This window comes from uncultured Vibrio sp., from assembly GCF_947488985.1.
Taxonomy (GTDB): Bacteria; Pseudomonadota; Gammaproteobacteria; order Enterobacterales; family Vibrionaceae; genus Vibrio.
In genome coordinates this window covers 1-23,641 of record NZ_CANLBV010000043.1, presented here as the reverse complement: position 1 = coordinate 23,641, position 23,641 = coordinate 1, and the positions used below count along the sequence as shown (strand labels likewise).

Annotated in this window: 19 protein-coding genes, 5 tRNA genes and 2 pseudogenes; 16 read left to right on the top strand and 10 right to left on the bottom strand. The window is 45.5% G+C overall.

Annotation, left to right across the window (positions count from 1 at the left end; all coding sequences use genetic code 11):
• Positions 1–3: 3 nt before the first annotated feature.
• The gene (locus Q1A70_RS11265) at positions 4–1,110 is read right to left on the bottom strand and encodes an efflux RND transporter periplasmic adaptor subunit (RefSeq protein WP_299690882.1); all 1,107 of its coding nucleotides are present in this window, start codon (positions 1,108–1,110) and stop codon (positions 4–6) included.
• A gap of 18 nt (positions 1,111–1,128) precedes the next feature.
• Positions 1,129–1,710, bottom strand: a complete 582-nt coding sequence (locus tag Q1A70_RS11260) for a TetR/AcrR family transcriptional regulator (RefSeq protein ID WP_299690885.1) — start codon at positions 1,708–1,710, stop codon at positions 1,129–1,131.
• A 179-nt stretch (positions 1,711–1,889) separates the two neighbouring features.
• On the opposite strand from Q1A70_RS11260, the gene rep reads away from it, so the two are divergent.
• Positions 1,890–3,908 carry a DNA helicase Rep gene (gene rep / locus Q1A70_RS11255; protein ID WP_299690888.1) on the top strand — a complete coding sequence of 673 codons (2,019 nt, stop codon included), beginning with the start codon at positions 1,890–1,892 and terminating at the stop codon, positions 3,906–3,908.
• Positions 3,909–4,003: 95 nt separating this feature from the next.
• Here rep and Q1A70_RS11250 read toward each other — a convergent pair whose 3' ends face one another.
• A complete protein-coding gene (locus tag Q1A70_RS11250; RefSeq protein WP_299690891.1) occupies positions 4,004–4,417 on the bottom strand; it encodes a cytochrome c5 family protein in 414 nt (137 codons plus the stop codon).
• Between the two features lie 296 nt (positions 4,418–4,713).
• Here Q1A70_RS11250 and Q1A70_RS11245 point away from each other — a divergent pair.
• The 12 genes and pseudogenes from Q1A70_RS11245 to Q1A70_RS11190 all read left to right on the top strand — a co-directional run bounded on the left by Q1A70_RS11245 (position 4,714) and on the right by Q1A70_RS11190 (position 14,597).
• Positions 4,714–4,790 (top strand) — tRNA-Arg (locus tag Q1A70_RS11245).
• A gap of 49 nt (positions 4,791–4,839) precedes the next feature.
• A tRNA-His gene (locus tag Q1A70_RS11240) sits at positions 4,840–4,915 on the top strand.
• Between the two features lie 77 nt (positions 4,916–4,992).
• Positions 4,993–5,069: transfer RNA gene (locus Q1A70_RS11235), tRNA-Pro, on the top strand.
• Between the two features lie 44 nt (positions 5,070–5,113).
• A tRNA-His gene (locus Q1A70_RS11230) sits at positions 5,114–5,189 on the top strand.
• A 55-nt stretch (positions 5,190–5,244) separates the two neighbouring features.
• Positions 5,245–5,321: transfer RNA gene (locus Q1A70_RS11225), tRNA-Pro, on the top strand.
• A gap of 1,012 nt (positions 5,322–6,333) precedes the next feature.
• Complete coding sequence (locus Q1A70_RS11220) at positions 6,334–8,061, top strand: ABC transporter ATP-binding protein (protein ID WP_299690894.1); 1,728 nt, start codon at positions 6,334–6,336, stop codon at positions 8,059–8,061.
• A gap of 92 nt (positions 8,062–8,153) precedes the next feature.
• Complete coding sequence (locus Q1A70_RS11215) at positions 8,154–9,704, top strand: ABC transporter substrate-binding protein (protein WP_299690897.1); 1,551 nt, start codon at positions 8,154–8,156, stop codon at positions 9,702–9,704.
• A 241-nt stretch (positions 9,705–9,945) separates the two neighbouring features.
• Positions 9,946–10,923 carry an ABC transporter permease gene (locus Q1A70_RS11210; protein WP_299690900.1) on the top strand — a complete coding sequence of 326 codons (978 nt, stop codon included), beginning with the start codon at positions 9,946–9,948 and terminating at the stop codon, positions 10,921–10,923.
• Positions 10,924–10,925: 2 nt separating this feature from the next.
• Positions 10,926–11,864, top strand: a complete 939-nt coding sequence (locus tag Q1A70_RS11205) for an ABC transporter permease (protein WP_299690903.1) — start codon at positions 10,926–10,928, stop codon at positions 11,862–11,864.
• 213 nt (positions 11,865–12,077) lie between these two features.
• The gene (locus tag Q1A70_RS11200; protein ID WP_299690906.1) at positions 12,078–13,064 is read left to right on the top strand and encodes an SPOR domain-containing protein; all 987 of its coding nucleotides are present in this window, start codon (positions 12,078–12,080) and stop codon (positions 13,062–13,064) included.
• A gap of 221 nt (positions 13,065–13,285) precedes the next feature.
• A pseudogene (locus Q1A70_RS11195) lies at positions 13,286–13,444 on the top strand (hypothetical protein); the annotation flags it as partial.
• A 145-nt stretch (positions 13,445–13,589) separates the two neighbouring features.
• Positions 13,590–14,597 carry a substrate-binding domain-containing protein gene (locus Q1A70_RS11190; protein ID WP_299690909.1) on the top strand — a complete coding sequence of 336 codons (1,008 nt, stop codon included), beginning with the start codon at positions 13,590–13,592 and terminating at the stop codon, positions 14,595–14,597.
• Between the two features lie 140 nt (positions 14,598–14,737).
• Here Q1A70_RS11190 and edd read toward each other — a convergent pair whose 3' ends face one another.
• On the bottom strand, positions 14,738–16,534 hold the full coding sequence (gene edd, locus Q1A70_RS11185; protein WP_299690912.1) for a phosphogluconate dehydratase: 1,797 nt from the start codon (positions 16,532–16,534) through the stop codon (positions 14,738–14,740).
• Positions 16,531–17,052 carry a gluconokinase gene (locus Q1A70_RS11180; RefSeq protein WP_299690914.1) on the bottom strand — a complete coding sequence of 174 codons (522 nt, stop codon included), beginning with the start codon at positions 17,050–17,052 and terminating at the stop codon, positions 16,531–16,533. The genes edd and Q1A70_RS11180 overlap by 4 nt, the downstream gene beginning before the upstream one ends.
• Before the next feature lie 152 nt (positions 17,053–17,204).
• Between Q1A70_RS11180 and Q1A70_RS11175 the strand changes: the two genes are divergently transcribed.
• The 3 genes from Q1A70_RS11175 (at position 17,205) to Q1A70_RS11165 (ending at position 19,468) form a co-directional block, all read left to right on the top strand.
• Positions 17,205–17,360 carry a hypothetical protein gene (locus Q1A70_RS11175; RefSeq protein WP_299690917.1) on the top strand — a complete coding sequence of 52 codons (156 nt, stop codon included), beginning with the start codon at positions 17,205–17,207 and terminating at the stop codon, positions 17,358–17,360.
• Positions 17,361–17,548: 188 nt separating this feature from the next.
• Complete coding sequence (locus Q1A70_RS11170) at positions 17,549–18,847, top strand: GntP family permease (RefSeq protein ID WP_299690939.1); 1,299 nt, start codon at positions 17,549–17,551, stop codon at positions 18,845–18,847.
• 9 nt (positions 18,848–18,856) lie between these two features.
• Positions 18,857–19,468: a bifunctional 4-hydroxy-2-oxoglutarate aldolase/2-dehydro-3-deoxy-phosphogluconate aldolase gene (locus tag Q1A70_RS11165; RefSeq protein ID WP_299690920.1), complete on the top strand. Its 612-nt coding sequence runs from the start codon at positions 18,857–18,859 to the stop codon at positions 19,466–19,468.
• Positions 19,469–19,739: 271 nt separating this feature from the next.
• Here Q1A70_RS11165 and Q1A70_RS11160 read toward each other — a convergent pair whose 3' ends face one another.
• From Q1A70_RS11160 to Q1A70_RS11140, 5 genes and pseudogenes are all read right to left on the bottom strand, one after another.
• A complete protein-coding gene (locus tag Q1A70_RS11160; protein WP_299690923.1) occupies positions 19,740–20,612 on the bottom strand; it encodes a hypothetical protein in 873 nt (290 codons plus the stop codon).
• Positions 20,609–21,250: a hypothetical protein gene (locus Q1A70_RS11155; protein ID WP_299690926.1), complete on the bottom strand. Its 642-nt coding sequence runs from the start codon at positions 21,248–21,250 to the stop codon at positions 20,609–20,611. Before Q1A70_RS11155 ends, Q1A70_RS11160 begins: the two co-directional genes overlap by 4 nt.
• Before the next feature lie 18 nt (positions 21,251–21,268).
• A complete protein-coding gene (locus Q1A70_RS11150) occupies positions 21,269–22,117 on the bottom strand; it encodes a TIGR04255 family protein (protein ID WP_299690930.1) in 849 nt (282 codons plus the stop codon).
• A 169-nt stretch (positions 22,118–22,286) separates the two neighbouring features.
• A complete protein-coding gene (locus Q1A70_RS11145) occupies positions 22,287–22,748 on the bottom strand; it encodes a hypothetical protein (RefSeq protein WP_299690933.1) in 462 nt (153 codons plus the stop codon).
• Positions 22,745–23,569: pseudogene (locus Q1A70_RS11140) on the bottom strand (hypothetical protein); the annotation flags it as partial. The gene Q1A70_RS11145 and the pseudogene Q1A70_RS11140, both read right to left, overlap by 4 nt.
• Positions 23,570–23,641: the final 72 nt, after the last annotated feature.

Below are 23,641 nucleotides of genomic sequence, written 5' to 3'. Positions count from 1 at the left end.
CAATTACAGCATTGGTGTTTCAGCTGGCGGCGTCGTTGCATCACTTTCTACAACTCGAACTTTAGCATTGTTACTTAAACGAACTTGACCCGTTGTCACGACAACATCGCCAGGTTCTACGCCTTCCAGTATGTGAGCAATACTTTCTGTACGTTCACCTACTTTCACCACTTGCTGTTTCACACGCTGCACACCATCTTCTTCATGCAAAATATAAACATTGTCACCATAAAGTGTGAAGGTGATGGCCGTCTGAGGCAGTGTCACTTGGTTTACTAGCTTAGGTAGAATGATGTTAGCGCGCGCGAACATACCGCTACGTAACTTACCATCATTGTTTGGAATATCGGCTTGTACTTGGATAAGACCACTTTGGATGCTAACCGCAGGCTCAATGGCACTGATAGAGCCTTTAAACGGTTTTTCAGGATATGCATCAACGAAGATGTCGATCGCCTGATCAACCTTAATACGAGAGATGTCATTTTGAGAAATGGTGAAGCGTAGACGCATAACACTGGTGTCTTCTAGGCGAACGATGTCAGTGCCAGATTGTAGGTATTGGCCTAGATACACATTACGAATACCGACAGTGCCGTCAAACGGAGCACGGATCTCACGACGGGCAATCGATGCTTTAAGGCTTTCAATATCAGCCGCTAACGATAAGAAATTAGCTTCTGCTTCATCGAAGGCTTCCTTAGAGATAGAGCCTTTTTTGAATAGCCCTTGGTAGCGCTTGTATTTAGCTTCAGCGGCCGGTAAGCGTGCCTCAGAGCTTTTTAGATTGGCTTTCTCTACATCAGAATTAAGGCGGATCAGTTGCTGGTCATTTTTAACCTCAGTACCTGATTCGAAAGAGATTTGATCGATAACACCACTGGTTTCATTAGCCAGTGTCACACCTTGGTTCGGCTCGATGAAGCCAATCGCTTCAATCACTGGCACCCAGTCAATTGGCTGAACTTCAGTAACGGTGACTGGGAACTCTGGCTCGGGGCGGTTGGCCATGTACTCAGCAATTTTTTGTTGTTTGAACATGTTGAACCCGATAACGCTACCAAAAAGCAGTACCGCGACGAGTAACATGAAGAAAGTCCACTTTTTCATTATGGTCAAAACTCCGGTTTAGTGTTTAATTATTGCGTCCCAACTGGCTTCAATCGCGGCATCTAATGCGGCTTCGTCGAGTTGGTAAAATCCTAAAGAATGCTTACGCGCTAGTGAAACGCTAGCAGATAAGCTCAAGCCACTTAATACTTCATTATCAAGCGTTTTAAATAATCCTTGCTTTTTTCCCTCATCAAATAACCGCTGAACTTGAGCAAACATTTTGCGCTCTAGCTCCCTGAAGTTTAGGTTATCTGTGATCGGCAGTGAGTCATACTGAACCTGATTTTTTATCGCGGTTAAGTTTGTCCCCGCTAACGTCCATATGTTCAACCACATAGTACGAAAGCGTAGCTTGATTGGATCCGAATCATTAACCCCTTGTTGAACAGCGTCAGCCACTCGTTGAGTCACGAGTATGCGAACGTCATGGATCAAGTGATCTTTATCATCGAAGTAGCGGTAGATAGTGCCTGTAGCAACCCCCGCCTCTTTCGCTAGCTTTTGCATGGAAAGGCCTTGAAAGCCGACCTCTGCAATCAGCTTTTCAGCGGCTAAGAGTATTTGTTGGCGTTTATCCTGAGATGTATGAGTTGTCATCTGTCACCACCAGTGAATGAACGTTCATTCATTATAGCCTGTTAACTACACACATGTGCAACAAAATTTTACATAAATGGCTTAAAAATCTTGTATAACTGAACGTAGCAATCGTGGTTTTGCATCATTATTATAGGTGAGCAATCTAATTCGAACCTCTAGACCAAATTGAGAATCAAATGAAACTGAACCCAAGACAAGATGAAGCCGTGAAGTATGTATCAGGCCCCTGCCTAGTACTCGCGGGCGCTGGATCAGGTAAAACACGTGTTATCACCAATAAGATTGCTTATTTGGTTCAAGAGTGTGGTTATAAGGCGCGTAATATTGCAGCGGTAACCTTTACCAATAAAGCGGCACGCGAGATGAAAGAGCGTGTTGGGCAAACCTTAGGTAAGGGGGAAGCAAAAGGGTTGATCGTTTCAACCTTCCATACCATGGGGTTGACCATCATTCGCCGTGAGTATAAAGCGTTGGGTCTCAAAGCGGGCTTTTCTCTGTTTGATGACCAAGACCAGTTGGCGCTATTAAAAGAACTCACAGAAAGGCAGATCGATGGCGATAAGGATCTGCTGCGTGCATTGATGAGCACCATTTCGAACTGGAAAAACGACATGTTGACGCCAGATCAAGCCAAAGCGCGCGCTCAAGGTGAGCAAGAGCAGCTGTTTGCGTTTTGTTTTGAGATGTACCAAAAGCAAATGAAGGCATACAACGCGCTCGATTTTGATGATCTGATCGCAATGCCAGTACTGCTTCTAAAAACCAATCAAGAAGTGCGTGAGCGCTGGCAGTCGCGTATCCGATACTTGCTGGTCGATGAGTACCAAGATACCAACACCAGCCAATATGAATTGGTACGTTTGCTGGTTGGTGAAAGAGGGCGTCTGACCGTGGTTGGTGATGATGACCAATCTATCTATTCATGGCGTGGTGCTAAGCCGCAAAACTTGGTGCTGCTGGGTGAGGACTACCCAAACCTTCGCTTGATCAAGCTAGAGCAAAACTATCGCTCGACCAGTCGCATCTTACGTGCGGCAAATATCTTGATTGCCAATAACCCACACGTTTATGAGAAGTCGCTGTTCTCAGAGATCCCGGACGGCGAAAAGCTCAAGGTCTTGAATGCCAAGAACGAAGAACATGAAGCGGAGCGTATTACGGGTGAAATTATTGCCCACAAATTTTTGAATCGCACCGAGTACAAGGATTACGCGGTACTTTACCGTGGTAATCACCAGTCGCGTTTAATTGAAAAAGCACTGATGCAGAACCGCGTGCCGTACAAGATCTCTGGCGGTACTTCGTTCTTCGCCAGAGCCGAGATTAAAGACATTATGGCTTACCTACGCGTGTTGGTTAATCCGGATGATGACAACGCCTTCCTGCGTATTGTAAACACACCACGTCGTGAGATTGGCCCTGTGACCCTAGAGAAGCTCGGCAGTTATGCCAATATGCGCGGTAAAAGCCTGTTCGAAGCCAGCTTTGAGATGGGCTTGGAGCAGACGCTGACGGGGCGCGGCTTAGAAAACCTGCGCCGTTTCGGTGACTGGATCGTGCGTATCTCGGACAATGCAGAGCGTGGTAATACGGTTGAAGCCGTCCGTTCTTTGGTTCGTGACATCAATTACGAAGATTGGTTGTACGAAACCTCAGCGAGCCCGAAAGCCGCTGAAATGCGCATGAAGAACGTCTCTGATCTCTATAGCTGGATTGTGGCCGATCTTGAGGGTGACAACTACGACAAAGAAGAGAAAACGCTGCGCGAGGTGGTTCAACGTTTAACGCTGCGCGACATGATGGAGCGTGGTGAAGATGATGACGATGCAGACCAAGTTCAACTCATGACCCTGCACGCATCGAAAGGCCTAGAGTTTCCCTATGTCTTCCTGATGGGGGCTGAAGAAGGGATCTTACCGCACCAAACCAGTGTCGATGAAGGTAATGTCGAAGAAGAGCGTCGTCTTATGTATGTCGGCATTACCCGAGCACAGAAAGAGCTGACCTTTACTAAGTGTCGTGAACGTCGTCAGTATGGTGAATTGATCAAGCCCACCCAAAGCCGCTTTCTCGACGAGCTGCCGCATGATGATGTGGAATGGGAAAGTGTTAAGAAACCACAATCAGCAGAAGAGAGAATGGAGAAAGGGCAGGCGCACATTGCCAATATTCGCGCGATGTTCAACAAGAAGTAATGCTCTGCTTTAATCGCACTATATAGAAGCTAATAAAAAAGGTGATCCGGAGGTCACCTTTTTTGAATCTGGTATTTCAGTTGCAGATCGGCAAATTACAGACCGGCAATCATGTGCTCGATAGCCTCTTTGATTTCGTCGTCTGAACAGTCCATACATGACCCTTTTGCTGGCATCGCATTGAAGCCGTTGATTGCGTGGTCCGCTAGGATGTCGCGACCTTGGGCAATACGAGGAGCCCAGTCCGCTGCATCGCCGGTTTTCGGTGCGCCACTGACGCCAGATGCGTGACAAGCAATACAGAAGGTACCGTAAACTGCTGCGCCATCACGAGGGCCTGTTGGTTCAGCGGCAACTGGCTCGCTGCCGACTAGGTATACTTGACCGACTGGTTTGATGCGTTCTGCGATGGCATCTTGCTCAGCTTGGCTTAGACCAGAAGCCATTGCGCCAGTGGAAAAAGTTAAAACTGCGATGACAACGCTTAAGATTCGACGAGACATATCCATAAAACTCACTTTACATTCCCAAGGCAAGTACATGCTTACCAATTTATAGTGTTAAAGGGTGTTTTGATTTTACCAGCAAAGAGTGACTGTTAAATCAATGTAAATAATGGGTAATTATATCCCGATAAGTTGTTGCAATAAACAACAACTTATACGCTATGAAGGGTTACTGTACTCAAATAGGGGGTTTATCACATATTAACTGTCGAAAAAGAGACCAAACAGAAAAAAAAGTTAAAAAAGTACTAGACGGCATAAGGTGATATACGTATTATTCCACTCCGCCGACAGGGCATGCGCCTGTAGCTCAGCTGGATAGAGCGTTGGCCTCCGGAGCCAAAGGTCGAAGGTTCGAATCCTTTCAGGCGCGCCATCCGGTCTCTTATTTCGGTAAGTGAGAAATTGGCAACAAAGAAACAATGGTGGCTATAGCTCAGTTGGTAGAGCCCTGGATTGTGATTCCGGTGGTCGCGAGTTCGAATCTCGTTAGCCACCCCATTCTTTCTTTACAAGACATCGGTAGCTTAGGCTTCCAGTGTTGACTCAGTATTCCCAAGAGTCGAGACGAAATTAGTCGGTGAATAGCGCAGCTTGGTAGCGCATCTGGTTTGGGACCAGAGGGTCGGGGGTTCGAATCCCTCTTCACCGACCACTATTTCAATAATCGCTTGTAAGCGGTTATATAAAAAATTAGTGGTGGCTATAGCTCAGTTGGTAGAGCCCTGGATTGTGATTCCGGTGGTCGCGAGTTCGAATCTCGTTAGCCACCCCATTAATTTTGGTAGTTTATTTAAAACTCCCAGTTTGAGAAATCAAACGAAACATATCGGTGAATAGCGCAGCTTGGTAGCGCATCTGGTTTGGGACCAGAGGGTCGGGGGTTCGAATCCCTCTTCACCGACCACCTTTAAGAAAGCTCATCAGAAATGATGAGCTTTTTTTTCGTCTATAAAGCACTAGCTTGGTACCCAAGCGGGGTTCGCCTGATGTTCAAAAAATCTCTCTTCACCGCTCACCTTTAAGAATCTCATCAGAAGTGATGAGCTTTTTTTTCGTCTGTAGAGCACCAGCTCGGCACCCAAGTGGGGTTCGCCTGATGTTCAAAGAATTTCTCTTCACCGCTCACCTTTAAGAATCTCATCAGAAATGATGAGCTTTTTGTCTTTGGGATTTTGACCATTTAACTCCTGAGGGTAGTGCGAGTTCGTGCTGTTATGCCAAAAATCCATCGCTATAGTCCTACAGTTCTCACTCCTTAACTCTGAACCTTTCCTCTTTCTTCGTGCTGTTTCCGCTCTTGAACCAACAGTGATGAAGATTGTGTTTGTGGTCTAGAACCTTTCAACTTTCACAGAAAACGTAATCTCAACCTAGTTCCTACCTCTAAGCCCTGTATTTGGCGCATTTCTCTCGCCGCTTTACTTAAAATACACACAAATTTGTCCACTTTTAGGTGCTAGTGTTTTGCATTGCAAATTCGCTTTTACTGCAGTTTAAAGTCTGGGTTTTTATTTCATTTCTGGTGCTTTGGTTTGCTTTCATTTTAAATGGTAGATTTTGTTTCTGGGTTGTTAACTGTGGATTAGCATAACTATTTGTTGCTACTGACGAGGAGAGGGATCTGCTTTTAACGATGCTTTTCACTCTATAAGTGTTGTGTAGTCAAGGGTTTGTAAGTGTTTATCACCAATATTGTGAATGTTGGTTTTATCAATATATGCTATTTCAATGAATAACTATGCCTTACTTTTGCTTGTTAAGTATGTAATATCGACTTTTTATCCTGTTTTTGTTGCTTTTCTGTGAATTATTTGCCAAATTGTCTGCCGTATAAAATATCAGAGCAATGTTCTGGTAAGAATGGATTCAATTTTGCAGACAGGGCAGAAAGCTGCCAAAGCAGTAGAGGTCTGGTAATGTCACTTTTAGAAGTAAAAAACCTTCGTATCGAATACCCATCTCGTCATGGAGTACATGCCGCCGTAAAATCCCTTTCGTTCAGTATTGAACGGGGTGAGATTGTTGGTGTAGTCGGTGAATCAGGCGCGGGTAAATCAACAGTAGGTAATGCTGTCATCGATTTGTTGAGCCCTCCTGGTCGCATTGCTAGCGGTGATGTTTTCCTTGATGGTGAAAAAGTTTCAGGGTTATCCCCTGAGCAGATGCGTTCAGTTCGCGGCTCAAAGATTGGATTTATCTTCCAAGACCCAATGACTTCTCTTAACCCTCTCTTCACCGTAGAGCAGCAGTTAAAAGAGACGATTCATGCCAACATGAAGGTGTCGGATCAAGAAGCCTACCAACGCGCATTAGACTTGATGAACCAAGTCGGCATCCCACAACCTGAAAACCGTTTAAAGCAGTACCCACACCAATTCTCTGGCGGTATGCGCCAACGTGTGGTTATCGCGATCGCCTTGGCTGGTGAGCCTGATCTTATTATTGCAGACGAACCGACAACAGCGCTGGATGTATCTATCCAAGACCAAATCCTAGGTTTGATTCGCGACTTGTGTATTAAGAAAAACGTAGGCTGCATGCTGGTTACGCATGATATGGGTGTGGTATCTAACGTGACCGATCGTGTCGCTGTTATGTATCGTGGGGATCTGGTTGAGTTTGGCCCAACAGCGCAAGTACTGGGCACTCCCGAGCACCCATACACGCACAGCCTGATTTCAGCGGTTCCTCGTTCAGATCGCAAGCTCGATCGTTTCCCTCTGGTGAGTTACATCGAAGAAGCGCATGAGATGGCGCCGCTTGATGTGAAAAACCACTGGTTAGGTCAAAGCCAAGATCAGCGTGATTACACAGGTTCACTATTGAGTGTCGAAAACGTCAACCTACGCTTTACCACTAAAGACTCTTTATTTGAAAGCCGTCGTGAATACGTTCAAGCGTCAAACAATGTCAGTTTTGAGGTGTACGAAGGCGAAACCTTTGGTTTAGTTGGTGAGTCGGGGTCGGGTAAATCAACCATCGCGCGTGTCATTGCTGGTTTGTATGCACCTAATTCAGGAAAAGTAAGCTTTGAAGGTATTGACTTGACTGGGCTTAAATCTGAGAAAGAGCGTCGCCCACTGCGTCGCCAAATGCAGATGGTGTTCCAAAACCCTTACACCTCAATGAACCCGCGTATGAAGATCTTCGACATCATTGCGGAGCCGATTCGTTTCCACAAACTGACCAACAATGAATCAGAAACACGCTCAATCGTGAATGATTTACTGGATCACGTTGGCTTGGGGCGTATGGCTGCTGTGAAGTATCCGCATGAATTCTCGGGCGGTCAGCGTCAGCGTATTTCGATCGCTCGCGCCTTGGCTACTCGTCCACGTCTTTTGATTTGTGATGAACCAACATCGGCACTGGATGTGTCGGTACAGGCGCAGATCCTTAACCTATTAAAAGACCTGCAAGACGAACTGAACCTAACCATGCTGTTCATCAGTCACGATTTACCGGTGATTCGCCAGATGTGTGATCGTGTGGGTGTGATGCAGAAGGGAACCCTATTGGAAGTCGCGCCAACAGAGCAGTTATTCCAATCGCCTCAACATGAATACAGCAAACACCTAATTTCTTTAATGCCTGAATTTACAGGCTTAAGAGAAGAAAAAGCAGTGGCGCGAGCCGCAGTATAAAAATCAGCAGGCTGTAGTTTAGCTTGCTAAAAACAATAAACAGACGCAAACACAACAACTAGGGACTGGATTCCCGCATAAGGAGTTATGCAATGAAAACCATGAAAAGCAAAATCGCAGTGGCGTTAATGACGGCAGGTCTAAGCTTTGGCGCGGCAGCGGCAGAGATTAAGATCGCTTACGATGCCGACCCGGTATCACTTGACCCGCATGAGCAGTTATCTGGTGGTACGCTGCAACTGTCACACATGGTATTTGATCCTCTAGTTCGTTATACACAAGAGCTTGATTTTGAAGCGCGTATCGCTGAATCGTGGGAGCGTGTTGATGACACGACTTTCCGTTTTAAGTTACGTGAAGGTGTTAAATTTCACTCTGGTAACGTTCTAACCGCAGACGACGTAGTTTGGACTTTTGATCGCTTGAAAGACTCTCCAGACTTTAAAGCCGTTTTCGCACCGTACGAAAAAATGGTTAAGGTGGATGATTACACGGTAGAAATCGTTTCTAACGGTCCATACCCATTGGTACTGCAGACGGCAAGCTACATCTTCCCAATGGACAGCAAGTTCTACTCTGGCACAACCGAAGATGGTAAAGACAAATCAGAAGTGGTGAAGCACGGTAACTCGTTCGCTTCAACCAACGTATCGGGTACGGGTCCATTCATCGTGACGCAGCGTGAGCAAGGTGTTCAAACCGTATTTGAACGCTTCGACGGCTACTGGGATCAAGATACAGGTAACGTAGACAAGTTGACTCTGGTACCAATCAAAGAAGATGCAACGCGTGTTGCTGCGCTACTTTCTGGCGGTGTTGATATGATCGCTCCTGTTGCACCAAACGATCACAAGCGTGTTGAATCGGCGGATGGTGTTGATTTGGTTACGCTACCAGGCACCCGTCTGATTTCATTCCAAATGAACCAAAACAGCCATGAAGCATTGAAAGATGTTCGCGTGCGTCAGGCTATTGTTCATGCCATCAACAATGACGGTATCGTGAAGAGAATCATGCGTGGCTTTGCAACAACCGCTAGTCAACAGGGCCCACAAGGTTACGCTGGCTACAAAGCTGACCTAGAACCACGCTACGACGTGAAAAAAGCGAAAGAGCTGATGGCAGAAGCGGGTTATGCAGACGGCTTCACTTTGACGATGATTGCACCAAACAATCGCTACGTGAACGATGCGAAAGTGGCACAAGCATCAGCAGCAATGCTGTCTAAGATCGGCATCAAGGTTGATCTAAAGACAATGCCTAAAGCGCAATACTGGCCTGAGTTTGATAAATGTGCAGCAGACATGTTGATGATGGGCTGGCACTCAGATACTGAAGATTCAGCGAACTTCTCTGAGTTCCTAACGATGACTCGTAACGAAGAGACAGGTAAAGGCCAGTACAACTGTGGTCACTACTCGAACCCTGAGCTTGATCAGATGGTTGAAGCGTCTAACGTAGAAACCGATCCAGCGAAGCGTAGCGAGATGTTACAGCAAGTTGAAACGACGCTTTACAATGACGCGGCGTTTGTTCCTCTACACTGGCAGAACCTAGCGTGGGCAGCAAAATCGAATGTTGATATTGCACCTATCGTGAATGTAATGAACTTCCCTTACTTCGGCGACCTTAAGGTTAAATAAGTAAGCGTGGTTAGTGAGTACCCGTATTCGGGTACTCACAAGTTTAGGTACTTAGCTTTGTTCAGTCGGGCTGGGTACCATTTTTAAGACTGAACATGATTCAATTCATTGATTACCTTAGTGACGCTCTCCCTGATTAAAACAAGCGAGCCAGTTATGAAGTTCGTGGGGTGTCTGGTGTCTGGTAATTAGTGGTCGTTGAGTTGCAGACTGAAAATTCATGGAAAGTAAGGGGCAAGGAATGGTTTCGTTTCTGGTCAAGCGCCTGTATCAGGCACTGATAGTGATGTTTGTGATCAGTTTGGTGGCGTTTGCCATTCAAGACAACCTCGGAGATCCACTGCGAGAGCTCGTTGGTCAATCGGTTTCTGAAGCCGAACGTCAAGCACTGCGTGATGATTTGGGCTTAAATGATCCTTTCATTATAAAATACACACGATTTATTACCAACGCTGTACAGGGTGATCTCGGTACATCGTATTTCTTTAAACGTCCAGCTGTCGATGTGATCCTCGATAAGTTGGTTGCAACACTCGAATTGGTCTTCGGTGCAACCTTAATCATCGTAGCGTTGTCGATACCTCTGGGGGTTTACTCCGCGATTCACCCAAAGAGCTTTTTCACCAAGATGGTGATGGCATTCAGTAGTGTGGGTATCTCGATCCCCGTTTTCTTAACTGCGATCATGTTGATGTATGTTTTCTCGATTGAGTTAGGTTGGCTGCCATCCTATGGGCGAGGCGAAACCTACAATTTACTGGGTTGGGAGTCAGGCTTTTTCACCCTTGATGGTATACGCCATTTGATCTTGCCTTGTATTGCACTGGCTTCAATTATGCTACCACTCTTCATCCGTTTGGTTCGTTCTGAGATGCTAGAAGTGTTGAGCTCGGAATACATTAAGTTCGGCAAAGCGAAAGGCTTAGCGTTGAACAAGATCTACTACCAGCATGCACTGAAAAACACCATGCTACCGGTTCTGACGGTTGGTGGTGTCCAAATTGGTACTATGGTGGCTTACACCATCCTGACGGAAACGGTTTTCCAATGGCCAGGAACTGGTTCACTTTTCCTAGAGGCGATTAACCGCGTTGATACCCCGTTAATCACGGCTTACGTTATCTTCGTCGGTTTGATTTTCGTGGTCACGAACACCATCGTTGATTTGCTGTACGGTTTGATTAACCCAACCGTGAACATTACTGGAAAAGGAGCATAACCATGGAACAAGTTGTAGCTGCTCCATCTCGTTGGGAGCGTTTTAAGAACTCGGACATCATTTACTACTTTTTGCGCGATAAGGTCGCGATGTTCAGCTTTGCTGTCTTCATGGCTTTCCTTATCACTGCGATTGCTGCGCCGCTAATTGCGCCGAGTGACCCGTACGATTTAACCTCTATCGACATCATGAACTCAGAACTGCCACCATCATGGATGGACGGCGGTGAAGCCGAGTTTGTATTGGGCACCGATGAGCAAGGGCGCGATATTTTCTCGACCATTCTTTACGGCTCTCGACTGTCTCTGACTATCGGCTTTTTGGCGGTAGGTTTGCAGTTGGTTTTAGGTATCGTGATTGGTCTATCGGCGGGCTACTTCGGTGGTCGTATTGATAGCTTCTTGATGCGTTTTGCTGATATCCAGTTATCGTTCTCAACCATGATGGTTGCGATCATTGTGTCGGCGATCTTTAAAGCGAGTTTCGGTAGTGATTTCTACTCACAATATGCGGTAACGATGCTGGTGGTGATCATCGGTATTGCAGAGTGGCCACAATATGCACGTACTATCCGCGCATCTGTATTGGCAGAGAAAGAGAAAGAGTACGTCGAAGCAGCACGTGTGATGGGCTTTAGAGCGCCTCGCATCATGTTCCGTCATATTCTGCCGAACTGTTTATCGCCAATCTTGGTGATCTCTACGGTACAGGTGGCAAATGCCATCATGTCTGAGGCGGCACTTTCTTTCCTTGGTCTCGGTTTACCGGTTGATCAGCCATCACTGGGGGCATTAATCAGTACTGGCTTTAACTACATTTTCTCTGGCGCATGGTGGATCACAGCATTCCCAGGGGTGGTTTTGGTAACATTGGTTCTGGTTATTAACCTATTGGGCGATTGGTTACGTGATGTGTTTAACCCTAAGATTTATAAAGGGTGATAACTCCGATTAATTCTGAGTAAAACTCACTGATCTGAGAGCCGTAAGCAATTACGGCTCTTTTTTTGCTTAATGGATCGGCAACTATCGGTTATAGCGATATCGGTTACCGGTATATCGATTATGGGTATAACCATAGAACCTAACATGGAATTCATATTTTATCGATGTTATGTCGGTAAGGATTAGCCCGCAAGGGATTAAGTGGTGGTTATGAAATTGACAATGAATGCTGTATATCGCGCTGGGATTAGGAATTATCGCATGGGGCTTATCGCTGTATCGCTCTTGGTTTCGAGCCAAGTGAGTGCGGAGTCGGTGCTGTGTGATGCGACCCAAGCCAGTACTAATCAATTACCACAGCTCGAACAATCATGTCCAATTGGCAAGGGCATTTGGGGCAGTAAAGCCCCTAAGCGTCACGCCAATAATGAGCTGTTTTGGATTCAGTGTGGCTTGCTCAATCAGCCTTTGCCACTGAATCGGGCGAAGCCTCTTTACGAAAAAATCTCGACCAACGTCTGGATGAAGCCTGAGGGCGGTGACTATCGTTGCCTAATTGGCCCTTATTCCACCTTCGTCGATGCGAGAAAAGAGCTCGCTCTGGTGCGCCAAGTATCTGGTTATAGCGAAGCCTTTATTCGTATGGTCGATAAGTCTCAAACCTCATCGCAGCCTATCGTTGCAAAAACTGCGGAGCCAACCTTAGCCACCCCTAAGACCGTGGAGCCGACCACCACGCCTGCTAAGCCTAAAGTCGCTGCTCAGTCCGCTGGCCAGTCAAAGATGACAACTCAACCAGCTGCTGCGCTCAGCCTTGCAGCTATTCAAGCCCTACCAAGTGCGGCTAATGTCACTGCTGATGAGCTTGAGATAGAAATTAGGGTGGCCGCGAATGTGGCGGGCAGCAAATATGCTGTCCCTTACGTGTTGGATCATCAACAACAGTTCTACATGGAGCAAGGCAAGCCTTGGAGTCGTCTCGATTACGGCAGTGCTGAACTGGTCTGTGAGCAAGTTGGCATGACATTGATGAGTGATCAGCAGTGGCAGAACCTCCTAGGCTCAAAAGTGATGGAGAAACAGAATTGGCCCATGCACCTACCGTACTGGGGCGCAGGCAAGAAAGGTCTGTTTACTAACGGTAACGTCAATCAGCTTAAAGGCTCTTCTTTGCTTAATGTGATGTGCGTGGAGTAGTATTTAACTATCGAATATCGTAAGCCTCGGCCATTGCTGGGGCTTTGTTGTTGATATGCGCTACTTTGTTTAGTTGATTGCCTATCTACCGTTTCATGCTAATTTAATTAAAACTCACGGTAAATTGTTCGAATGGCGCTTCTGATGCGTAGAAAACCATAACTCAAGTAATAAGGTGATTGAGATTATGAGCTTTAAAAAACGATTAGAAGGTGTGGCTCCATATGACCGGTGAGGCGATCACTTGGATGGATGCGTTTATCGGTAATATACCGGGCTCAATGGGTGAGGTTTCTTCATTACTTATCATGCTGACGGGGCTGATTTTGATTTTGATTTTGATTGTGATTGTGATGAAGATAGCCTCTTGGCGGATTGTTGTTTGAAGGTTTATATGCTGGATCTGAAAACCAGAAGTGTGACCCTAATTTTGATAACGATGGGGTGAGTGGTTTTCTCGACTTGTCGTAAGTCGGCGTATTAGTCATAATGTTACTAGTAACATTTTTGATAAATTAGATATTTATGGCTCAATATAATAAAAAAGCACGAACGACATTACAGGATATCGCAGACAAAGTTGGCGTAACTAAGATGACGGTATCACGTTATATGCGTAACCCAGAGTCAGTGGCCGAAAAAACAAGAGTAAAAATTGCAGCTGAGATTGAAGAGATGGGATACATCGAAAACCGAGCACCAGCGATGTTATCAAAATCTTCCAGCAAAGCGATCGGAATCTTACTGCCTTCCTTGTCTAACCAAATTTTTGCATCTTTTGTTCAGGGAATTGAAACCGTCACTAAATTAAATGGTTACGAAACCTTATTGGCACACTTTAGTTACGACGAGTTAGAGGAGGAGCGTAAGATTGCCTCATTACTCTCTTATCAGGTTGATGGCTTAATTCTAACAGAAAGCCACCACACTAAACGTACATTGCAGATGATCAAGAGCTCTGGCGTTCCTGTGGTTGAAGCCATGGAGTTGCCAGAACAACCGATTGATATGGCCGTTGGGATGGATCATGAAGATGCATCTTATAGCGTAGTCAAGCGTATGTTGGAGTCTGGCAAGCGCACGGTTGTATACTTCGGTGCTCGATTGGATACTCGTACCAAACTGCGAATGCAAGGCTACGATCGCGCGATGACGGAAGCAGGGCTTGAGCCAAGACATGTACTGACTGGCGAACACTCAAGTTTCTCGCTCGCTCATGACCTATTAGAAAGAGCTCTGGATATATACCCTGAATTAGATGGTGTGTTCTGTACTAACGACGATATCGCAATCGGTACGTTATTGAGTGCCCAACAGCGCAATATCAAAGTACCAGATCAACTTGCGGTGGTTGGTTATAATGCATTAGATATTGGCCAAACTATCAGCCCTAGATTGACCAGTGTCGATACTCCTCGCTTCGAAATTGGAGAGAAGAGTGCAGAGCTCCTGATTGCGCGTCTAAAGGGGGATGAACAACAAGAGCTGGTGGTTAATATGGGGTATCAAATTACCTCGGGTGAGAGCGTTTAGTACCAATCGTAATAAGTAACTGCTCACCCTGGCTTACTAAAAGGCTCGATAACCTCGTTAGAAATTTTGACTGTAAAATAGCTATGTATCGAAAATTTCCGCGTTGCTCTCGAGCTTTTTTCCTGGGGTATTTATGCATCTTAAACAATAAAACTAGCGCCTTCTTCTGCGCTGGTAACGTTTTGACGAAGTACGCTGAATAAACTGCGTCCCCAAGTTTGTTGAGTTGCTTCGGTATCCACTTCTCGTAGTTTACGATCAGTGACGTCGCTTAGGTTGTTCAGTTCACCCGTTTGACAATCAACGCGGATGATGTCGCCACTTCGTACTAAGCCAATGCTACCACCACGAATTGCTTCTGGAGAAATATGAATTGCGGATGGAATCTTACCTGACGCACCAGACAGTCGACCGTCCGTCACCAACGCGACTTTAAAGCCTGCTTTTTGCACATTACCGAGAATGGGCATCAGTTTATGCAGCTCTGGCATTCCATTCGCAGCAGGGCCATTGTGAGTTACTACTACGATGCAATCTTGGTTTAGCTCACCGCGTTTGTACGCTGCTTCCACTTCGTGTTGGCACTGGAATACAATCGCAGGCGCTTCGATGATGCGCTGTTCTTCTTTCACCGCAGATACTTTCACCACTGCTTTACCCAAGTTACCGTTAAGTACGCGAGTACCACCGGTGTTTTGGAAAGCTTGAGCTTGTGCTGCAATCACTTCGCTGTCTTGGCTGCCGCTGCATGCTGTCCAAGTCAGTTTATCGTCGATTAGCGTTGGTAACGTCATTTGGTCTTCAAATTCACCAAATACTGGTTTTACGTCACGATGTAGCAAGCCTGATTGGTCCAAACGGTGCAATAGCGCAGGTACGCCGCCCGCTTCTTGGAACGCGTTCATGTCTGCTGGGCCATTCGGGTAAACGCGAGCCAATAGTGGAACTATTTCAGATAGGTCGCTGATGTCTTGCCATGTCAGAATCAAACCTGCTGCGCGTGCCACCGCCAGCATGTGGATAGTGTGGTTCGTGCTGCCGCCTGATGCCAACAGAGCGATGATACCGTTGATCAGACTTTTTTCTGTGACGACTTCAGACAGTGGACGGAAGTTTGCTGAATCTACGTTCATCGCAGCGATTTTCAGAGCCGCGTAATCAGTCAGCGCCTTACGTAGTTTAGTATGAGGATGAATGAATGCCGAACCTGGCAGCATCAAACCCATGGCTTCAAACACAAGTTGGTTGGTGTTTGCTGTGCCGTAGAAGGTACACGTACCAGCCGAGTGGTAAGCGCGACACTCCATATCAAGCAGTGCGTCTTTGCCCACTTCACCCGCCACGTATTTTTGGCGAACGTCGACTTTCTCTTCATTGCTGATGCCCGTTGCCATCAAACCTGCTGGCACAAACGCCGTCGGTAGGTGTGCGTAAGACAGCGCGCCCATTAGTTGTCCCGGTGCGATTTTGTCGCAGATACCCAGAAGCAATGTCGCATCGAATACATTGTGGCTCAGTGAAAGTGCCGTCGATTGAGCAATTAAGTCACGAGAAAACAGTGACATGTCCATACCGGCTTGACCTTGAGTCACTCCATCACACATTGCTGGAACACAGCCAGCAACTTGGGCAGTGTGGCCGTAACCAGACAGCACTTGTTTGATGTGATCAGGGTAGTGTTGGTACGGCTGGTGGGCACTCAACATATCGTTGTAAGCACTGATCAGTGCCACATTCGAATGAGTGAAATCCAGAATGCTTTTCTTTTCAGAAGAGCATGATGCTGCAACGGCGTGAGCCAAGTTACCACAAGATAGACCGACACGACCTTTGCCCGCTTCTGCTTGGACTTCAGTGCGAGCAAGAAACGCTGCACGCGACTCTTGGCTGCGCTCAACTAAGCGTTGGGTAATGTCTAAAATTACTTGGTGTGTCATGCCATTGCCTCGTCTTGCTCTAGGATGAGTCCTGCGGCATTCGCCACAACTTCTTCGATGGTCGCATCAATGTTTACGAAAATAGTGCGACACTCATTATCAGGTCGCTCTAGCGTTTCAAACTGGCTGTTCACCATGTTCTCTTTCATGAAATGACCTTGGCGAGCGCGCATGCGTTCAAGGATCAATTCTTTGCTGCTGTCTAAGAATAGGAAACTTACGTTTTCGTTACCGTCGCGGATTTGGTCACGGTAAATCTTTTTTAGTGCCGAGCAGACAATAATACCGTGCTCGTTTTTGCTTTCTAAGCTATAGGCTGCGTCGCGGATACGCTCTAGCCATGGCTTACGGTCGTCATCGTTCAGAGGCAGGCCTGATGCCATCTTTTGAATGTTTGCTCGCGGGTGAAGGTCATCACCGTCAATAAATTTGCGACCTAATTTTTTTGCTAAATGCTCGCCAATTGTGCTTTTACCACTCGCACAAACGCCCATAACGATGACACTACTACCAGCCATAACCTATCCTCATAATAAATTTGCGCGTGATCTCAATTTTTCAATTCACTTTAAAATATGGGTTTATCTTATTTTAGTTACCGGTAACATGTTACCCGTAACTAAAATAAATGTGAACCCCGACACAAACAATAATTTTTAAAGGAAAACTCATGGATCCGCTAATGCAAGCTCCAGACCCTACATTCCTACTAACGATTGCAGTCCTCGCTATTGCTGCGTTACTAGGGCGTGTTGATCTTTCGAGCTGTTTTTTGCAGCGAGTTGCTGGGTATTTATACAAGACAGAGGCTTCGATGTGTAGCTAGCCTACATGAGAAGCCGATAACGTAGTAGAAATGACCAGCAAACGCTGCCCGAAGGGTTCGGCTAAAAGCGTTTTACTCTTTGTTGAGGGAGATTTGCTTAGAGTGACTAGGCTACTTCCCCCTCGCCGCGATTAAAACGCTTTTATCTCGAACAAAATTTAACCACGAAAGATCAACACGCCCTAGTACTGATTATTAAACTAAAAATACACGCTTTTGCCTCACTAACGTTGGTGAGTTTAGGTACTGCAATTGCAACTGGCGTCTCATCTGACCAAGTCGTTCCAACCATGATGAGTGGTTTTGGCGGTACGTTGGCTTCCGTTGCATTATTGGTCGGTCTTGGCGCAATGATCGGTAAGATTCTTGAAGTAACAGGCGGTGCAAAAGTACTGGCAGATACGCTTGTTGGTCGCTTCGGTAAAGAGCGTGCACCTCTTGCTCTTGGTGTTGCCTCATTACTGTTTGGCTTCCCTATCTTTTTTGATGCAGGCTTAGTCGTTATGATGCCAATCATCTTAAGTGTGGCAGCACGCTTTGGTGGTTCGCCAATTAAATACGCACTGCCTTCAGCTGGTGCATTCGCGGTAATGCACGGATTTGTTCCACCACACCCCGGTCCAGTAGCTGCAGCAGAATTCTTAGGTGCAAACATTGGCCTGCTACTTTTCGTTGGTCTTCTTGTTGCTATCCCAACTTGGTACCTAGGTGCTTACCTATTTGGTTTGTACGCAGGTAAGAAATTCGAGATTCCACTATCAAAAGCGTTTTTCAACGGCGACATACAAGTTGATGAGTCTAAATTGCCAAAATTCGGCACTGTCATGACCATTCTTGTGCTGCCAGTCGTGTTAATTTGCTTAGATACTGGTTTAAACACGCTAGCGGTTGCAGGTGTGATTGATGGTAAAACGGCGTTGGTTGAGTTTTTACGTATGCTAGGTAAAACGCCTGTTGCATTAGTGATCACGCTAATGGTGGCACTTGCGATATTCGCGAAAGACTACGGCATGGCAAAACTTGAGAAGCTGTGTGGCGACTCATTGGCACCAATCTGTGGCGTTATCCTAGTAACAGGAGCAGGCGGCATGTTCGGTGGCGTGCTGCGTGCAAGTGGCATAGGTGATGCACTTGCTGGCGTATTGACAGACACAGGTATGCCAGTGATCGTAGCTGCATTTGTTATCTCTACCTGTCTGCGTGTTGCTCAAGGCTCAGCAACCGTAGCACTAACGACAACCGCAGCACTTATTGCGCCAGTAGTGGCAGCATCAACGGGTTTGAGCGAGCTAGACCTATGCTTTATCGTTATTGCGATTGCAGGTGGTGCAACAGTGCTTTCTCACTTTAACGACTCTGGTTTCTGGCTAGTCTCTCGTTTACTAGACATGGATGAGAAAACAACGCTAAAAACTTGGACGGTAATGGAAACTTTACTTGGCAGTATCGCATTTATCATCGTAGCAACATTAAGTTATATTCTTTAGAGGTTTCCCATGACAACACTTGAACAACGATTAAGAGAAATAAAAATCGTCCCAGTTATCGCAATCAACGATGTAGCACACGCTCTGCCACTGGCAAAAGTGTTGGTAGAAAACGGTTTACCATGTGCGGAAGTCACATTCCGCACTGAAGCGGCGGCTGAGTCGATCCGCATCATGCGTGAAACGCACCCAGAACTGCTGATCGGTGCTGGTACCGTACTGACAACAGAGCAAGTGGACATTGCGATTGACGCGGGTGTGGACTTCATTGTGAGCCCAGGTTTCAACCCAACCACAGTAAAATACTGTCAGCAACGCAACGTGACAATCGTACCGGGCGTGAACAACCCAAGCTTGGTTGAGCAAGCAATGGCAATGGGTCTCCGTACCCTGAAGTTCTTCCCTGCTGAGCCATCCGGCGGCGTCAATATGCTTAAAGCACTGACTGCAGTTTACCCAGTGGAATTCATGCCAACAGGTGGGGTAAGCCCATCTAACGTGGAAGATTACCTAGCACTGAAATCAGTGGTAGCTTGTGGCGGTACTTGGATGGTGCCAAGCGCAATGATGGACAATGGCGATTGGGATGGTATTGCAGAGCTGGTTCGTTCGGTTAAGTAAAACGCGCAGACTGCTTTAGCCTCCAAACGTTGAAAACGTAAATAGAAAAGGGTCATCAATTAGTTGATGACCCTTTTGTTTATCTGCTTAAATCAACAAAGTGATTCGCGTGTGATCATCTCATGGTAACGAATTACCACCACAGGTAACTTCTGAAATAAATCTGGAAAGGTACAACGGAAGAGGCATGTGAGCCTTTTCCAGAAATGTCGAATTTTGGAACGAATTTTCCTAAAACGCTACCTATATTGAGGTCTTTTTCCAGAAATAACTAGGTCCCAACTGGAGCTGAGTTTGATTCTGGATCAAGAGAATGATGGTCTAAATAAAACCGTCTAAAACGTTTGAGCATGTCATATGAAAATTCACTCGAACTCACGGCCGCTTCTTGACCCTCATGCTCATATTGTTCCGAATCATTTAGCAGCTGAATGTTACTGACGTTTCTCAGTGGCTCTAGGAGAGTAGTGTCAATTGTCTCAGCTATATCAAAAACGTCAGATTGATTAGATGTTGATGAGTTTGCAACGGCTATAACGCCGATTTCATAAGGAATATCATCTTTGAGCTCGGACATTGGCTTTATTTCCAGAAAAATCCCTTCAAGTTTAGGGGCTGTTTCTGTAACCCAGTCAAGAAATGTCGGAGCGTTCAATATATCGCCGATACGTGTAGCCAAAGCTTCTGGTAACCCCAACCGATTAAACTGAGCAACTTTCCAACGAACAAGCGAATTAACCTGTTCATCTGTCAATTGCGCGTCTGGTTTGATGTTACAGAGAGCATGTTTATGTACAAAAAGACGATCCTTCATCCTAAAAATTAGAGTTTGCCCTTCTGACTGAAGGGCAAACTGCCTTGGGTCTTGCAAGTCAGAATTGCTCGTTTCACCATTTTTTTGCCAACACAAAAGGCACTTAATCTGAGGAAGCTGATCTACTGCACCGTAGACAACATCACAGCTCATATTAATGACAACTACAAATGCACTCCCTGGCTTCTTGATTTTGTCTGGGTTAGGCAGCGTAATTACGTTATCTAACTCCTGCTCATCGATATGCTCTTTAAGTTTTGAATAAGATATTATGCTGCCTTGTCTCCAGCCACTTCCATCAATAGCTTGGCGTACTTCTTCATTTGTCATACGCGCAGCCAGCCTCCTGATAAGTTGTCGATATCATTGGCTTCGTGGCTTGTTTCATTTTTGGCTTTTAGACGCGCATTTTCTTGACCTGATAGTACCCTTGCAATATTGATAATCGCATCATTGTCCAGGCTCTCATTGCTGAGTAGGTCAAGATAACTCTTACCTTGCACCTGATGAGTTTTTGCTCTTTTACCAAAAGGGCGGTCATTGAATTTTGCAATATCTTTTGCAATACCGTACACAGCGAGGAGCCTTGCCAAACTATCCTCAGCTCTGACGTCACCACCTTTACGCCAGTTATAAATGGTCGCACGTTTAACCTTTAAAACTTTCTCAAGGTCTGTCATACCTAAGCCTAAAGCGCCTATAACAGTATTTACCATTTCAGAAGGTTCTAGGACGTCAGTTGATAGCTTTTCTACGGTTTTTTCTGAGGCTTTCCATTGGAGATCCCCTGAACGACCTTCTTTAAATCGTACTACCAGTTCCTTGCTTTTGTGGCTATCAAGTATGTCAAAGTGAGGTGGTTCTATTGATTGTTCCCAAAGGGCACCACCTGTTAATAATGCTGCACCTGTAACAGTCGCTATGAGTTTGTTTGCATTAGCTGATGAGCTTGTTTGAATTTCTAACATAGTATTATCCTCCAAATCCTATTGGAAAGACTTCTCCCACTCTTGCTCTGCTTTTTCTGAAAGCAAGCTCCAGAAAACTTGAGTATTTTCTTCGTATAAACCGCAAAGTCTACTGTTAATATTATCTTTTGTGAGCGGTTGTAACTCATTTGCAGTCCAAGCATGATCAATATCTACAATAGCAAATTTACTTTGACTTGGTGTTTGCCAGTGTGGTTTGTGTTCGATCTTTAAACTAACAGGATCTGGGTCTGATATATCACGAGGAAGTATATTTAACCTACCATTTTCGGGAGCTCTTTCTTCTATCTCAACTCTCAGTACACCAAAGTCAGTATTCTGAATACGCCTGTTAAAGAAAAAGGAATTCATATCAGAATTTTTCTGAAGAGGAGTTAACCAATCTTCATTTATGTATTCATTGAGCAAATGACCGTCATTGGCAATGAAAGCGTCCATATGACGAAGCCCCATGCGTCGCATTCCAGCTTGTTCAATACCATCAAACGCTTCAAAGAATGCTGTTATGACAACCTCCCACGTGGCCTTAAACTCTTCAAAGTTATTGTAAACCGTTGAACGTAATGTCAAAGACTCATTCGTCAACGTTACCCCTTGGTTGCGACTAATGTTAAGGTAATCCCAACGTTTGGTAACATGTTGTTGCACAGCAAACTCACTATCACTTTTGGGGGCAACTTCTATTTGACTAACTTCTGCTTCATGTGGAACGGAGAAACCATTCTGAAACAGCTTACTTCTAAACAATTCCATACCCTGTTCCAAGGTTGGTTTTGGTAAAGACGTAAAGCGTAAGTCAAGTAAAGCCATCACTAAAGGTGATTTCTTAAGAATGGGTTTCGTCATAATGACATCCTAATTGACACTTAAATATACACTTAAATATACACTTTTTTGTCTAAATTTACATCGCAAAGTGTGGGAGAAAACAGAATTTTTTGTAAAGATAAAAACACATACTATATGTGCGACCTCTTTGAGTTAAGCTGTCAACATATGGGGTTTTGATTCGAAATTATTCTTTGAGTGGGACGATTTTATTTCGTCTGAGCTTGGCCAAATCAGAACGAAGGTTGGCATTTTCATACTCTAAGTCATCGATGCGAGCCAGCGCCTGAACCAATTTGTCATTGAGGTGGTGCTGTGCTGCCGCAAAAAGAGCTAGCTTATCTCGCTCCGCCTCATACTTGACCTTGTAGTTATTCTTGATGCGTTTTTCTTCTTTGAGCTTAGTACGAACTGTTTGGATCTCTGGTTGGACTATTTCACCGTTGCCTGCCGTAATTTCAGTTTTGGTCTGTTTAACCTTTTCTACAAACTCAGGGTAGTAATAGCCGCTGCCATTGCCCAAGTTAGCCTCTTCCTCAACAGCGCGTACACTGAGCTTGCGGTGGGTAGGGATACGCTTTGGTTTTCCTTGTTTAATGCGCTCTAGGGCTGCTTCTAGTTTTAGGAGTGTGTTCTCGCTCTTGCTCATAAGCTAGCTACCTTCAAATCAGGTTCAAAAGGGGTAAAGGGCATATCAAAGTCAGCCATGACTTTCTCTGCGGCTCTTACTTGAGTGATGTAGTGACTTTGCTCACTGACCGAAATTTCTTCTCCAGATTCCATATATGCTACCAAGCTGTGGTGTTTCTTCTGCCACCACTTAGCTTGTTGTTCATCAATGATGCTACTACCAGACCCACAGTCCACACAGAATTGGGGAGTGACCACACCGTCCATATCGCAGTCATAACCAGATTTACAATAGCTGTGCATTGAGCCATGCAGTGTCAACTTACCATCCTTTACGGCTTTATAGATAACATCCCATGAGCTATAAATGGTCGGTACATCCCCCCGCATTTTTATGATTGCCTTACCGTATGTACCAGATAGTTTTTCATCAGAGTGCCATTGTTTAAATATTTTATTTGCTGTGGTTTCTGCATTGATTTCATCGAGTGCCTTTTGCACTTGCTCATCTACTTTCAGATCCCGTAGACTCGCCAGCTTTCCACCATTGGTGTACCACTCGGTCATCGCGAGGTATAAGTGCTTGAACTGTTGTTTTAGCGCTACTAATGTCCCTAGGCGGTTCTTGATGCAGTAAAAAGCCAAGGTGCGCCTGAACTGATGAGTTGTCATGTGCCATGGATTTCCAACAGTTACATCTTTTTTTACACGGTTAAATGAGCGAGGGTTCGACTCAAAGCATTCAGCGGAATCCTCTTCAGTGACAATGAAATTAAATTGTTTACAAAAGCGTTGTAGTCGGTGATTCCAGCCTGTAATTAATGCGGGGGGCTTGCGGCGTTTTTCAAGGTAGTTGTCATCATTTGCTTACTTATTAAGCAGCTTCTCTTTCTGGGTTTAGGTGTACTTCAC

Bases quoted from the DNA above. Each gene is read 5' to 3' on its own strand.
- Q1A70_RS11265 (WP_299690882.1), bottom strand. From the start codon at position 1,110: ATGAAAAAGTGGACTTTCTTCATGTTACTCGTCGCGGTACTGCTTTTT.
- Q1A70_RS11260 (WP_299690885.1), bottom strand. From the start codon at position 1,710: ATGACAACTCATACATCTCAGGATAAACGCCAACAAATACTCTTAGCC.
- rep (WP_299690888.1), top strand. From the start codon at position 1,890: ATGAAACTGAACCCAAGACAAGATGAAGCCGTGAAGTATGTATCAGGC.
- Q1A70_RS11250 (WP_299690891.1), bottom strand. From the start codon at position 4,417: ATGGATATGTCTCGTCGAATCTTAAGCGTTGTCATCGCAGTTTTAACT.
- Q1A70_RS11220 (WP_299690894.1), top strand. From the start codon at position 6,334: ATGTCACTTTTAGAAGTAAAAAACCTTCGTATCGAATACCCATCTCGT.
- Q1A70_RS11215 (WP_299690897.1), top strand. From the start codon at position 8,154: ATGAAAACCATGAAAAGCAAAATCGCAGTGGCGTTAATGACGGCAGGT.
- Q1A70_RS11210 (WP_299690900.1), top strand. From the start codon at position 9,946: ATGGTTTCGTTTCTGGTCAAGCGCCTGTATCAGGCACTGATAGTGATG.
- Q1A70_RS11205 (WP_299690903.1), top strand. From the start codon at position 10,926: ATGGAACAAGTTGTAGCTGCTCCATCTCGTTGGGAGCGTTTTAAGAAC.
- Q1A70_RS11200 (WP_299690906.1), top strand. From the start codon at position 12,078: ATGAAATTGACAATGAATGCTGTATATCGCGCTGGGATTAGGAATTAT.
- Q1A70_RS11190 (WP_299690909.1), top strand. From the start codon at position 13,590: ATGGCTCAATATAATAAAAAAGCACGAACGACATTACAGGATATCGCA.
- edd (WP_299690912.1), bottom strand. From the start codon at position 16,534: ATGACACACCAAGTAATTTTAGACATTACCCAACGCTTAGTTGAGCGC.
- Q1A70_RS11180 (WP_299690914.1), bottom strand. From the start codon at position 17,052: ATGGCTGGTAGTAGTGTCATCGTTATGGGCGTTTGTGCGAGTGGTAAA.
- Q1A70_RS11175 (WP_299690917.1), top strand. From the start codon at position 17,205: ATGGATCCGCTAATGCAAGCTCCAGACCCTACATTCCTACTAACGATT.
- Q1A70_RS11165 (WP_299690920.1), top strand. From the start codon at position 18,857: ATGACAACACTTGAACAACGATTAAGAGAAATAAAAATCGTCCCAGTT.
- Q1A70_RS11160 (WP_299690923.1), bottom strand. From the start codon at position 20,612: ATGACAAATGAAGAAGTACGCCAAGCTATTGATGGAAGTGGCTGGAGA.
- Q1A70_RS11155 (WP_299690926.1), bottom strand. From the start codon at position 21,250: ATGTTAGAAATTCAAACAAGCTCATCAGCTAATGCAAACAAACTCATA.
- Q1A70_RS11150 (WP_299690930.1), bottom strand. From the start codon at position 22,117: ATGACGAAACCCATTCTTAAGAAATCACCTTTAGTGATGGCTTTACTT.
- Q1A70_RS11145 (WP_299690933.1), bottom strand. From the start codon at position 22,748: ATGAGCAAGAGCGAGAACACACTCCTAAAACTAGAAGCAGCCCTAGAG.